At 42.4% G+C, this 12,095-nt stretch carries 10 protein-coding genes and 2 pseudogenes; 5 read left to right on the top strand and 7 right to left on the bottom strand.

Annotated elements, in window-relative coordinates:
- Positions 1 to 180: 180 nt before the first annotated feature.
- Together QSJ47_RS07125 and QSJ47_RS07120 are read left to right on the top strand one after the other, a co-directional pair.
- Positions 181 to 684 (top strand): tetratricopeptide repeat protein, encoded by a 504-nt coding sequence (locus QSJ47_RS07125; RefSeq protein ID WP_285602913.1) that lies wholly within the window; start codon positions 181 to 183, stop codon positions 682 to 684.
- 182 nt (positions 685 to 866) lie between these two features.
- The gene (locus tag QSJ47_RS07120) at positions 867 to 1,637 is read left to right on the top strand and encodes an HpaA family protein (protein ID WP_285602912.1); all 771 of its coding nucleotides are present in this window, start codon (positions 867 to 869) and stop codon (positions 1,635 to 1,637) included.
- Positions 1,638 to 1,997: 360 nt separating this feature from the next.
- On the opposite strand, the gene QSJ47_RS07115 is transcribed toward QSJ47_RS07120, so the two are convergent.
- From QSJ47_RS07115 to QSJ47_RS07105, 3 genes and pseudogenes are all read right to left on the bottom strand, one after another.
- Positions 1,998 to 2,525: a replication initiation protein gene (locus tag QSJ47_RS07115; RefSeq protein WP_285602911.1), complete on the bottom strand. Its 528-nt coding sequence runs from the start codon at positions 2,523 to 2,525 to the stop codon at positions 1,998 to 2,000.
- Entirely contained in the window at positions 2,503 to 2,859 is a 357-nt protein-coding gene (locus tag QSJ47_RS07110; RefSeq protein ID WP_285602910.1) for a replication initiation protein A, read from the bottom strand. The genes QSJ47_RS07115 and QSJ47_RS07110 overlap by 23 nt, the downstream gene beginning before the upstream one ends.
- Positions 2,860 to 2,947: 88 nt before the next feature.
- Positions 2,948 to 3,556, bottom strand: a pseudogene (locus QSJ47_RS07105) (SIR2 family protein); the annotation flags it as partial.
- Between the two features lie 768 nt (positions 3,557 to 4,324).
- Here QSJ47_RS07105 and QSJ47_RS07100 point away from each other — a divergent pair.
- Positions 4,325 to 6,172, top strand: coding sequence for a hypothetical protein (locus QSJ47_RS07100; protein ID WP_285602908.1), 1,848 nt, complete (start codon positions 4,325 to 4,327; stop codon positions 6,170 to 6,172).
- A gap of 268 nt (positions 6,173 to 6,440) precedes the next feature.
- Here QSJ47_RS07100 and QSJ47_RS07095 read toward each other — a convergent pair.
- From QSJ47_RS07095 to QSJ47_RS07085, 3 genes and pseudogenes are all read right to left on the bottom strand, one after another.
- A pseudogene (locus tag QSJ47_RS07095) lies at positions 6,441 to 6,913 on the bottom strand (5-methylcytosine restriction system specificity protein McrC).
- 694 nt (positions 6,914 to 7,607) lie between these two features.
- On the bottom strand, positions 7,608 to 7,979 hold the full coding sequence (locus tag QSJ47_RS07090; protein ID WP_285602907.1) for a hypothetical protein: 372 nt from the start codon (positions 7,977 to 7,979) through the stop codon (positions 7,608 to 7,610).
- Positions 7,972 to 8,781 carry a 3'-5' exonuclease gene (locus QSJ47_RS07085; RefSeq protein WP_285602906.1) on the bottom strand — a complete coding sequence of 270 codons (810 nt, stop codon included), beginning with the start codon at positions 8,779 to 8,781 and terminating at the stop codon, positions 7,972 to 7,974. The genes QSJ47_RS07090 and QSJ47_RS07085 overlap by 8 nt, the downstream gene beginning before the upstream one ends.
- Positions 8,782 to 9,300: 519 nt before the next feature.
- Here QSJ47_RS07085 and hisS point away from each other — a divergent pair.
- On the top strand, positions 9,301 to 10,608 hold the full coding sequence (gene hisS / locus QSJ47_RS07080; protein WP_285602905.1) for a histidine--tRNA ligase: 1,308 nt from the start codon (positions 9,301 to 9,303) through the stop codon (positions 10,606 to 10,608).
- A complete protein-coding gene (gene asd / locus QSJ47_RS07075) occupies positions 10,608 to 11,600 on the top strand; it encodes an aspartate-semialdehyde dehydrogenase (RefSeq protein WP_285602916.1) in 993 nt (330 codons plus the stop codon). The genes hisS and asd overlap by 1 nt, the downstream gene beginning before the upstream one ends.
- Here asd and QSJ47_RS07070 read toward each other — a convergent pair.
- The gene (locus QSJ47_RS07070) at positions 11,587 to 12,090 is read right to left on the bottom strand and encodes a DUF2147 domain-containing protein (RefSeq protein ID WP_221271555.1); all 504 of its coding nucleotides are present in this window, start codon (positions 12,088 to 12,090) and stop codon (positions 11,587 to 11,589) included. The genes asd and QSJ47_RS07070 overlap by 14 nt on opposite strands.
- Between the last annotated feature and the right edge of the window lie 5 nt (positions 12,091 to 12,095).

Raw genomic sequence — 12,095 nt, 5'->3', positions numbered from 1 at the left:
CATAGGAGAAGCTAACCCAGAAACTATCAAAAGATACATAGAAAATCAAGGGTAGAGGGCATTCATCCCACCCGCTAAAGACGAGTGGGATTTCTGCCGGAGAGTTTTAAATCAAATGATTAACTCTCTTGGTTCTTTTTTTGGCTACAATAGGTTAACTTTTCTTTCAAAGGAAAGAAAATGGGAGAATTTCTAAAAGTTTCAAGTCGGATGGTCTTGTTGGCTTTGTTGTGTTTGAGTGGGGTTTATGCAAATGAAAAAGCAGATCGGTATCTTAGGGTTGGTTTGGAAGCCTATAAGCATAAAAACTACTTGAGAGCTCTGCGGAATTTTCAAGAAGCAGCAAAATTAGGGGATGCTAGAGCTTCTTATAATTTGGGCTTAATGTATAAAAAAGGGGAGGGCGTTTCCAAAAAAAATTATCTTAGAGCTCTACAATACTTTCATAAAGCAGGAGATTTAGGAGACACTAGGGGTTATTATAATCTAGCGGTAATGTATAAATATGGCACCGGAGTTGCACGGGACGCAAGGATGGCACACCACTATTTTCAAAAAGCCTGCGATTTAGATCGTCAAGATGGTTGTCGGGATGTTGAGGGTAGTGAGCCTTATCAAGATCAGAAGATGGGTTCAGCGAAAAAATCTTCGGGGTGGTTTCAATCGATTTTCCAGGAAGATTAGCTTCAAAGAAATAGCTAAACACGGGATTAAGCGGAGTGGGAGATTTGCAAGTGTGGGGCATACATAAAGTAAATAGTTAATGTTAATGTGGGCGTGGTTTCGTATTCGTGGGGCGTTTTTAAGCAAAATTTAATGAGGAAAATCCTAGAATCCAAAATTTTTAACTAAATTGAAGGAGTTACATGCAAAAAACAACGAAAGGCATTTTATCGGCGTTAGTGGGGGTATCCCTTGCGCTCTCGGGTTGTGCAACAGACACGGGCGCAAAACCCACGGCCAACCAAGCTAAAAAACATGCAGTCGCTAAGAAGAGCCCTGATTCTCTAAACTTTAACTACCCAATCAATATTGAACAAGAGGGTTCTAACAACCACACCATTGCGATCTTAGCTCCTAACATCCAAGCGGGTGAAAATGTCCAACCCTACATCGAGCAGTTCCAAGCTGCTTTGGTGAAACAAGTCCAAGAGATTCTTGAGAAAAAAGGTTACCACATCATACGCCTTGCATCCACACAAGATTTAACAGCTGAGCAAAAAATGAACATCTCTTCCATTCTAAAAATTAGAGGGTGGATGGGGATTTTAGAAGATGCGGATATGGATACAGAAAACCCCGAGAACACCAAGATGAACGGCGCAGTGGATCAAAGCGCAGGGGCTGTCATCTTTAAATTCTTTGAGCCCAAAACGGGGCGCACCACGCACAATTTTGCCATCAATGTGGGCGCACAGCGGGCCACCGTCTATTTTTATTCTCGGCAAACGACAAATTCAGGGGGATTTGCAGGCGCAAACTTAGAGGGTGTCAGTGAGCCAAACAAAAACCATAAAGATGCTGTCCATAAAATCCTCGGCAAAATGTATGGAGTCGTGGTGCGAAAGTTAGTGCATTGGGTTACAAACACCGATTTAGAGCGGTATAGAAAGGCGATCGATCAGATTAAGAAATAGTTTTTCTGTTTGCCATCAAGCCACTAAAGCAAACTTTGCAAGGTGGGTTGCCGGAGCGACTCGACCATTATCCCCAAAGAGTGCAATTAGCTCCACTTTGTGGGTGGCTTGCACAATGTGGTAGTTTCGCTGTATTTTGTCAATGTATTGGACTCCAACCTTAGTGTTTCCAAAGGTGAGGAGAGTAAAATAGAATAGGTCATATGTATTTTGGGAATTTTTGTTATTTGTCCCTTCTCTAATCTCCCCACGCAATGGTTCTTATATCACTTTTGGCTTGCTCTCTGTCCTTGCTGGTCTTGGTGATGGGCTCAAAGTAGAATTGGATGTGGGTAATGCGATTGCCCATACCCTTGGTCTTTATCTTTTCATAGCAAAGGTTTTCAAAGTGGGGAGCTTTTGGAGTTCTTGGGTGGCGGGCTTAAGCATGTCCCTCTCAATCACTTCAAGCAATTTAACATTTTCAGAAATCCCCATTAACTCCCTAAACTTTCTCCACTCCATTTTAGGGGGCACACCTATGCTTTTCCATTGCTTGAGTAGGCGGTAAAGGGTCTTAGCATATTTGCCACTGATATTTTGAAACTCTACGAGCTCAAAGCAGGTGAAGTTGCCATGGAGGTAGTTGAGTAAGTAGCCAAAGTAAGGCATATTCACTTGGATTTCCATGCTCTTGACTTGGGTTTTCTTAGTATCATAGTAGTTGATACAAAACTTTCTAAAGAGCATAATGTTCTCTTTAGCATAAGGGTAGAGTGCCCAAAAACTAGCGGTTTTAATGTTTTTCCAAAGTCTTTTGACAACACCACTAAGATCGCTGTGGCTAATCTTAACCGCATGGGTCATTGTTCTAATCTCATCAAGATCAAAAAAACACCAAGAGCTCATCTTGTCTATCTTTGAGCTTGTGAAAGATAGCAAAGAGTAAATTCGCTTCTAATGTGCCTAGTTTGCCTAGGGATACAGAATTGACATCGTTGTGAAAGGTTACATACTTCTCAGCGATGGCTGTGGGGATTGTGGGGGTATTTTGCGTGATGACTTCGGTTGTTATGGGTTGTTGTTGGGCTGTTGGTGGTCTTGTTGGGAGGTTTCTGTTGTGGTGGTGGGGGTTGCTGGTTGCTGCTCTAGGGTGTTTGTGGTAGTTGCTTGATCTTGATCTTGTGTGGAGCTTGGAAGTTGGGGGGGTTGTGAAGCTAAGACTAAGAGTTTTTGTAGACATTCAGCTTTTTCTTGCTCTAAAACGCCCTTAAGTACGGCATTAGTTTCGGTATTAATTAAGGCTTGTAACCCGTGTAGTTGTTGTATCTTTGTTTGACATTTGGATCACCTAGAGAGTAGCCAACCAAGATAACAACATCTGTGGAGAACACTCCCTTGATATAATTCTCAATGAGTGGAAAATTCTGGCTGTATTCTAAATAGTCTTTTTCGCGGAAGACAATATTTTCCCTATCTAAGCTTCCGTGCATCTTGATGAATTTTGGCCAACCCGTGGGAGTTCTAATTTCTGTATCGGTCTTTATGACATCAAAAAACACGCCTTCTTCATCAATAACCTGTTCGAACAGATTGTCCCAGTTTGTCGTGATAAGATTTTTAGGATTGAGTTTGACAATTTCTGAATGTAGAACATTTGGTTTGGCACGACTAGTGATTAGATTTTTTAATTTCTTGTAGTAATTGATATGTCCATTCTCATTAAAAAATTTTTCAGCAAGAACAAGAGGGTCTTCATTTTTTTCTACGCCATAAATCTCCTTTGCAAGGATATCTATCAATTTTTTCCATGACGGCAACCCAGAACCAGTACTGATTCCAGTACCAGCGAAAACGCTCAAGTAGTTTTCATCGTGCGCTTTTCTAATACTCTTCAGTGATTCTTTAATGAGTCTTTTGTATTGATCGTTATCGCTCATAAAAACCAATATACTCCATTTTTTACATGAAATCCAATGATCACTTCAACCATGGGGTGTTTGGGCGGATTTTAATCAAAGGGGAAAGAATTATGTACAAGTAAGCACAAATAAGCATTTCGATAACAAATTGATCCAAAGATCACTTTTGCATCCCCATAGAATAAGAAATTTTTACACCACATAGTCATTTGTTCTTTTACAATTGTGTGATTTCTATGATCAAGATCAACGTGTCAATGTGATGGATTTAGAACGCTTTAAGATTGCTACAATCGATTTTGTGGGTATGGAGTACCCCTAAACTTGCGCTCTATGACCCTTTAAAAGTGCTTTAACACTATTCACTTTATCATTTCTTTTTGTCCTACTCTCCAAGGACCAGATTGTCCTAATTAATCAGTTTCTTCACACTCCCCAAATACGTGATTACCCCACAATTGTAGATATTCTAAACCAAAACCCTAATTCTCACTTCAAAGCCCTCTTTTGGGGGTTTGGGGGCTGACCCACAAGAGTGCAAGTTTGGCTTGGCTTCATGTTAGACTCTTGTGCTTTGGGGTTTTGTTTAAATCCCTGTTTCTGGTTTATATAGTAATAAAAGCAATATATGTTTATTTTAGTAACATTTTTTAACTACTTTAGGTCCTTTAATTTAAATATTGACATTTTTGAAACATTTTTTAGTTAAAATTGCGAATTTTTTGTTACATTAAGTGCAATCGAGATGTAGACGGTTAGCTACACCTTGAGAAATGGAGGTCTTTCATGGAAAAACGCAAACTCTATCAAAGCTTGTCTGTGTGCTTGTGTGTATCCTTGAGTCCTTTGGCATGCGAGGATATTCGCAACGGGTTCTTCATTGGCGGTAGTTTTGGGGCTAAAAACGAGGTTCTTTCTACTTACCAGGATGTCCCCACATCCCCAAATACAACAAATAAATCGGTTGCTAGTAGTCTTTCTCCTAAGAATGCTAAATATGCTAAATATGCAGATTTATCAAGCATGGTCCAGCGCTCTGATGTTACATCCTTGCAAGCTGTGCTTAAAGAGGATTTGCAGAAATTAGTTCAAGCTTTAGACACTCTCAATACAGAAGTGGCTAAAGTGGGGGTTAGTGATAAAGTGCCCAGCACTCTATCTTCAATAAATGTTGCTGATAGTGTGGGCAAGTGCAATAAGTTGCAAGAAAGAATTGAGGCAGAAATCCAAGCCCTTCAGGTCGTGGTGAATGTTGCAGGGATGCCAGCAGATACAATAAAAGCTAATCAAGAGATCATCGAGCAGTATTCCAACACTCTAACATCGCTAAGAGGGTTTGAGAAAAAACTCGCAAGCGAGGTCAGTGATTACAACCAGCAGCTCGCTTTAAACAACGAGCAGTACAAACGGGCACAAAGTGTTTATCAGCAAGATAAACAAGCATACGACAATAATGTTGCGAACTATACAGCTAAGCGAAATAAGCTAGTTGACGATCTTAAGAGTGCTGCTGCACGCGATGCCAGTGTAGATGGTGTTGCTCAAGTCCATGGTGACCTAAATAAGCTAATAAATGCGGATCCGCATTACAGAGAAGGCACACCTAGGACGGATTATTACATAGCCATGAATGAGGGAGGTTCTAGAGTTATCAAAGTGGATGGCTTGGGAGAGTCTGCCGACAAACATGATTTTGAAGGAGCTTTCTTAGGTTTATTGGACAAATTGCATGTTAGCAGGGATCTGCATGATCTGAACTTGTTGGGGCTTGTTGCTTGTGAAACTTGGTTTGTAAATCAGCTTGATGAGATAGGGAAGCTGAGAGATCCAAGCGGGATTGCATATTTAAAAGGGCAACTTTCTGAGGTATATAGGACTGTTTTTAGTGTTGGTCGGCAAGTTTTCACTGGTAGTGCATACACAACCGTGATCCCCACCGCTGACTCTGTGTTCAAAGCCCCTACTGTTCCAAGCGGTAAATTTAGCTTTTCATACATAAACTACGCTACCGGTATCAAAGATGCTAACACAGTCGCCACCATTAAGGCTGTAACAAGCGTGCCTACCCAGCATACAACTTCAAGTGCCGTCCATGCTAATTTAGGCAGTTTCGTGGACACTATCAATGGGGCCTCTAAATTCTATTCCAATGTGGGTTATAACACGAGTTTGATCGCTGGGTACCAACATTTCTTTGGCCGCCGTCTAGGGTTTTCTATGCAGGCAAGCGCAGGATATGAGTGGATGCGAAGCCCTCTCTTCCAAAAAAACCTCGTCTTTAAGCGTATGCAAGGTGCGCAGGCGACTCTAGGAGGGGATTTCCTCTATGATTTCAAAGCCCCCGCAACCCAAAGTGGTCTTTATTGCGGTCTGTTCTTGGGGTTATTGGGAACAAATAACCACTATTTTTTAACTACAAGAACTCTCCAGACGCATTGGAAGTATTCGTTTAATCTCCATTGGAACGCAGGGCTCAGATTTCAGGTTGGAAACAATATCCTTAGATTAGGTGTGAGCAGTCCTTTGATTCATAGGACGATCGATTTACAAGCGGGGTCTACCCATTTTCTTGTCCATGAAACTTTCCATAACTTCAACCTCTATGCTTCCTACGCAGTGCTGTTTGGAAACTAGAAAGTCGTCTGTGCTCAGTTTTTCCGAGCAGGACACTAGGTTGTTTTTATCTATATTTAAGAAACTTTAAAATTTTTCAAAAGAAGCGTTTTAGTTGCTTTAATAGAGCTCCAAAATCGACAAAATCAAGGCGCAACATAGATTGACCTTGGAACAATATTTAAGGTGAAATAAATGTATTGCATTTTGGGGTCAGAAAAACATGCTATAGCGGTAAAATAGAGCAAGGTTTCTAAGACCACTGCTGCAATTACCCGTTTCTTGTCTTTTAATTCAATTCAATAGATGCATATTTGCTCGCATAAGCCCACATTTGGTAACGATCTTCTCGTGAAATCTTTTCTTGTCCTTTGATGATTTTCCATTTGGTGTCTAAAATCAAAACTTTCTCTTGGTTTTGAAGTACAATGTCTGGGCGTAACTCAAAGTAATCCTTAAAATTTTTATCCCTTGCGAGATATTTTGCATTTTTCTTTTGCAAGCCCACATGGTAATCTTTTAAACTTCTTTTTAACCATTCCCCCACAAAGACTCAAAAAGCTCCTCCATAGGAAATAAGAGAGTGTAAGCTCGGCTTTTTCCACTATAAGGAGTTAAAAATTTTCGGCGTAAGAAAAGATCACACCATGCCAAGAGATTTTTATATTCTCTAAAACGGGTGGCATGCGCACTTTTAGCAAAATCCGTATTGATGTCTTTGCTAGCATTGATTTCATCAAAAACAAAGTAAATCTTATTCAAAGGGGTAAATGTGTGCTGCTGACATGGGAGAATTGGTTTTTTAAGCGAGGTTTTTTAAGGGTGGCTAGGCAGTTGTAAAACTTGGGGGTTAGGCAGAATATAGTTGGTTGGTGAACTAGACTGGTGCGTTTTCAACTTATAAAAAAACAGCCATACCACAATCAAACCTTTTGAATAACCAACACAAGAGATAATGGTCATGATTTGTTTTTAAACAAACGAACTAGGGGTCTTTCTAGAGTGTTTTTTTGCAAGATATAGTGTTTTTGACTTTTGGCCTACCTTTTTATGAAAGTTTACTAGATTGCCTAGAAAATCCGTTTGGTTTTGTATGTTTGTATGCTAATTTTTAGGAACACGAGTGTGGCACTGTATATGATAGTACATGCTACTATAATGGCGCACCTATGGATAACGCCTAATCTTTTTAGGTACAATGGTCTTAGGTTATGTTTATTAGCCACTCTTGTGCAATAATTCCGTTTTTCCAATCCTTACGCCTTGCTTGTGCCCATAGTTGCAAAACAATCACAGAAAAAGCGAAAACCATGGCGTTCTATTGATCTGATCTAATAAATTCTAACTCACAAAGTTAGACAAAAAACACAAAACACGGAGGCACGCCCAAGCTAAGGATAGAGATTAATAGGTGCAAACGGCAAAAATGATTAAAAACTCCAACCTCCCGTGTATTCTAACGAAACTTTTTTGTATAAGTGCCTTTGTCGGTAACAATCTCCACTTCTAAAAACTGGGAGGGGTCACATTTTAGGCGATAGGCGATTTTTTGTGCATATTTTAAGGTGTGGTTAAAGAGCGGACCTTTCTCAAATTTTTCTTTGAGATTATTCCCGACCTTACGCACAATTGTGCAAGAATTACCCCGGTTGGGGATCACCTTTTTTATCAGTACATCCTGATCGTTGAGTGAGACGATTGTTAAAATCGTGCGATCTAACATCGTCCCAATCATCTTACCTCCTTGGGGTTTGTAGGTGATTTCAAATTGCAAACTAGAGGCACTGAGTGCGCTCACAAGACTTAAGGCGAGTAAAGTTTTAAACATGGTCTTCCTTTTGGATTTCTTGGGTTAGTTCGGCTTCAAGAGCCTCAGTAAAGATGGGGGTGTAGGGTTGCTGCGTGGATAAATTGTTTTTAAGAGAGTGCAAAAGGATTAAGTAATTCTCTTCTGTGATTTTACCCTGACTCACAAGGTACTTGAGATAGAGCCAATAGGTGTTGAGCACATCGCTTTGGCAATAGCTATTAATGCGCTCAAGCTGGGGAGACTCTTGGTAGAAAAGTTTATAGACTTGATCCCCACTCACATCAAATTTACCGGGCAACCCACACATGGCACAAACCCCATCTAAACTAAGCCCTTTGGCTGGACCAAAATGTGTGAAACTATCGAGTAGATCCGTGTGCCACTCTTCGCTGTAGCGGTAGCGGTAGTTCTCCCATTTGCTTTTTTCGTTGTAAAAGGCGTGGGCGTTTAGGTTGTAAGCTAAGGCCTTTAGCATCAAAAGGGGCAAATCAAACATCCGCCCATTAAAAGTCACGAGCTGGGGCTGGTGCCTATTGAAAAACGCCAGAAAATCCGCCACAAGAGCCTTTTCATCACTGCTCCCCTTGCCAAAACTCCCCACCCGCTTAAATGCCCCGCTAGGCTCGGCAAGCACACTCGCAATGCTGACAATTTGGTGGAGAAACAAAGGGGGGAAAGTGGTTTTATATTTGTCTTCGCACAACTTAAAGAAATTTTCACAAGTTTGTAAGGGATCATCTGCCACACACTCGGGGCAATGCTTGGCGATCAAAGCCAAATCAGGCACACTTTCAATATCTAAAACGCAAATTAGGCGCATGAATCCCTTTGTGGCAAATTAAAAACGCTATCTTAGCTAAAGTTTGCAAATACTTTATTTAATTTGTTTGTGCCACGAGAGGGTTTACTGGGTGAGGATAGCATAGAGGGCTTTAAGGTTGTGAAAGGTTAAGGCTGTTGGCAAACAACTTAACCAATGGTTACAAGAAATAAACAAAGTCCGGGTAGACAAAAAAATAAATCCTAATTTTTACCTCGATTTTAAATGTTGCGAGTAGACTCAAGACACACCAACAAAAGGAGTGAAATGGTTATCCTGCTCATTGTAATCGCCATTATCTTATTGGTTTCATTCATTAGGTATGCCCCTTAGTTGTTGTTTTGGCTATGGTGAGTCTAAACCTAAAATGCATTGATGCGCCATGTAGCCAAGTGCAAAAGGGTTTTAGGTTTATCCGTGTGAGTGCCATAAACCCAAAGTTGACAAACAAAGCCAGAAAGCCCCCCATTATTATGGATTAATTGCTATAATAACCTCCTATTTGACATAAGGACAGCGATGATCACCCCCAAGACCTTGAGCGGTTTTAAGGACAGACTCCCCAAAGAGGCGATGGCAAAACAAGCCGTGCTAGAAAAGCTCGCCCGTGTGTTTAAAAGCTTTGGGTTTGTACCCATTGAAACCCCGCATTTAGAATACGCCCACATCCTCACCCAAGAAGAGGGCGACATCCAAAAAGAAATCTACCTTTTTAAAGACCATGGCAAAAGAGAGGTGGGGCTAAGGTTTGATCAAACCATTCCCCTAGCCCGCTTCATCGCCCAGCACCACCATGCTTTAGGGCTGCCCTTTAAACGCTATGCAATCGGCAATGTCTTTAGGGGGGAGCGGGCACAAAAAGGGCGTTATCGCGAATTCACGCAATGCGATTTTGACTTTATCGGCAGCCATAGCCTACTGTGCGATAGCGAGGTGATCCAAGTCATCATTTCTAGCTTAAAAGCCCTAGACTTAGAGGAGTTTTGCGTGTGGATCAACCACCGCAAAATTCTAAACGGGCTGTGCGCCCACTTTGGCTTAAACTCTAGCGAGGAGGTGGTAACCTTCTTAAGGATTGTAGATAAACTCGGCAAGATTGGGCAGGAGGGCGTGCTTTTAGAACTCGGTGAGCATTTTAGCCAAGACTTTAAACCCCTTTTACAGATTTTAAACACCAAGCAAGAGGAGGAGTGCGCCGAGTTCTTTAAAAGCGTGGCGCATTTAAAAGAGCTGCACCCCTTAGTTAAAGAGGGGCTAGAGGAGCTAGAAAACTTGTTTAGCTTGCTCTTAAGTTTAGAGATCGACCCTGAGCATTTTAGGGTGGACTTTTCTATCGCTAGGGGGCTTGGTTATTACACGGGGATCATTTACGAAACCACGCTGAGCCAACTCACAAGTTTAGGCAGTGTCTGCTCGGGGGGGCGTTACGACAATTTAGCTAGGAGCTTTAGTGATCAAAACCTGCCCGGCGTGGGGGCTTCTATTGGGCTTGATCGCTTGTTAGTCGCGCTGGAGGAGTTGGAATTGGTGGAAAACAAGTCCACGAGCGCAAGGGTTTTAGTGGTGTGCATGCAAGCCGAGCACTTTGCCTATGCAAGCCAAATCGCTCAAAAGTTCCGCCAAAGCGAGATCAACACCGAGCTATACCCCGAGATCGAAAAATTAAAAAAGCCCTTCAGCTACGCCAACCATAAGGGGCATGAGTTCGTGGTGGTGCTCGGTGAAGAGGAAGTTAAAAAGGAGAGTTTAACCTTAAAAAACATGACAACGGGCGTGCAATTCAACCATTTGAGTTTTTTAAGGGCTCTTAGCATGGTGAGCGAATGATGAAAACCTATAACATTGCTCTAGTGGGCGCAAGCGGAGCGGTGGGTGCGGAGCTGATTAGTATTTTAGAAGAAATAAATTTTCCTATCGGGCGTTTTTTGCCCCTTGTGAGCGTGCGCAGTGCAGGGCAGAAAATCCATGCCTTCAGCCAAGAATACACCTTACAAGAAGCCACGCCTAAGAGTTTTGAGGGGGTGGATATTGCCTTTTTTAGCGCAGGCTCTAAGGTGAGCGAGCAGTTAGCCCCTGTGGCGGCACAGGCGGGGGCGGTGGTGATCGACAACACAAGCTTTTTTCGCCTTGAACCTGAAGTGCCTTTAGTGGTGCCCGAAGTGAACCCCAACGATTTAGCCCATTGTTCGAAAAATATCATCTCTAACCCAAATTGCTCCACCATCCAAATGGTGCAAGTGCTAAACCCCCTGCATAGAGCCTTTGGGATCGAGCGCGTTGAGGTGAGCACTTACCAAGCCGCTAGCGGGGCGGGCAAAAGGGGCTTAGAAGAGTTGAAGGCGCAAATGGCTGGCAGCACCCACGCGCAAGTTTTCCCCCACCCACTAGCCTTAAATGTGATCCCTCAAATCGATATTTTCATGCCAAATGGCTACACCAAAGAAGAGCTAAAAATGGTGCACGAAACGCATAAAATCATGCACGCCGACTTTGCCATCAGTGCCACTTGTGTGCGGGTGCCCGTGCTAAGAAGTCACAGCGAGAGCATCAGCATCTGCTTTAAAAATCCCGTGAGTGCCAAAGAAGCGCAAGAAGTCTTGAAAAATGCACCTAATATTGTTTTAGTAGATAACCCCGAGCAAAAACTCTACCCCATGCCCATCACCGCCACAAGCACAGACCAAACCTTTGTAGGTAGGGTGCGCGCTGATCTCTTCGATCCGCACAGCTTGCACTTATGGTGTGTCGCCGATCAATTGCGAGTGGGTGCAGCCACGAATGCCGTTAGAATCGCCCTAGAGTGGATCAAGACCCACTAGGAAGCTGTTTAAGAGTCTGCAAGACCCCTGAAAAGTCGGGCTTTTTGATGCCTCGCTCTTTTAAGTAGGTTTCATCCACCTTTTTCCAAATAAAAGTCTTGCCAAAGAACCCCCGCCGATCGAGGCTGGGCAAGAACTTTAAATCTCCGTTTTTCTTTTGGTGGATTTGCACATAGTAGGTGCGCCCATCGTAGAAGTTGTAGGCTCTACCATTTTTATAGGTGTTGTCGCACACACGGGTCAAGCCATATAAAAACACCACGCCCTTGTCGCTACGCTCCCTTAGCGCGGGGTCTTTGTTGTAAATGTCCTTTCTAGCGGGCGAGCCGTCCGTATTGGCGATCCCGTAGGCGTAGTAATGATCGCCGTATTTAAAAAACTCCACATAAGAGCTTTTCATGTATAAAAAGGCTTGGGTTTTGTAAATCCCATCCAAAGTTTCTGCCAACAAAGGCAAGCTTAAGCCAACAATAAAAAATAAATGCTTCATAAAAA

Origin of the sequence: Helicobacter sp. NHP22-001 (genome assembly GCF_030270165.1) — a bacterium.
In the GTDB taxonomy this organism is placed as follows: domain Bacteria; phylum Campylobacterota; class Campylobacteria; order Campylobacterales; family Helicobacteraceae; genus Helicobacter; species Helicobacter gastrofelis.
Note: the sequence above shows the minus strand (reverse complement) of the source record. Positions and strands in the feature narration are given on the sequence as shown.

Coding starts and splice junctions, on each gene's coding strand:
- QSJ47_RS07070 (WP_221271555.1), bottom strand. CDS start 12,090: ATGAAGCATTTATTTTTTATTGTTGGCTTAAGCTTGCCTTTGTTGGCA.
- QSJ47_RS07085 (WP_285602906.1), bottom strand. CDS start 8,781: ATGCGCCTAATTTGCGTTTTAGATATTGAAAGTGTGCCTGATTTGGCT.
- hisS (WP_285602905.1), top strand. CDS start 9,301: ATGATCACCCCCAAGACCTTGAGCGGTTTTAAGGACAGACTCCCCAAA.
- QSJ47_RS07125 (WP_285602913.1), top strand. CDS start 181: ATGGGAGAATTTCTAAAAGTTTCAAGTCGGATGGTCTTGTTGGCTTTG.
- asd (WP_285602916.1), top strand. CDS start 10,608: ATGAAAACCTATAACATTGCTCTAGTGGGCGCAAGCGGAGCGGTGGGT.
- QSJ47_RS07100 (WP_285602908.1), top strand. CDS start 4,325: ATGGAAAAACGCAAACTCTATCAAAGCTTGTCTGTGTGCTTGTGTGTA.
- QSJ47_RS07090 (WP_285602907.1), bottom strand. CDS start 7,979: ATGTTTAAAACTTTACTCGCCTTAAGTCTTGTGAGCGCACTCAGTGCC.
- QSJ47_RS07110 (WP_285602910.1), bottom strand. CDS start 2,859: ATGTCTACAAAAACTCTTAGTCTTAGCTTCACAACCCCCCCAACTTCC.
- QSJ47_RS07115 (WP_285602911.1), bottom strand. CDS start 2,525: ATGAGCTCTTGGTGTTTTTTTGATCTTGATGAGATTAGAACAATGACC.
- QSJ47_RS07120 (WP_285602912.1), top strand. CDS start 867: ATGCAAAAAACAACGAAAGGCATTTTATCGGCGTTAGTGGGGGTATCC.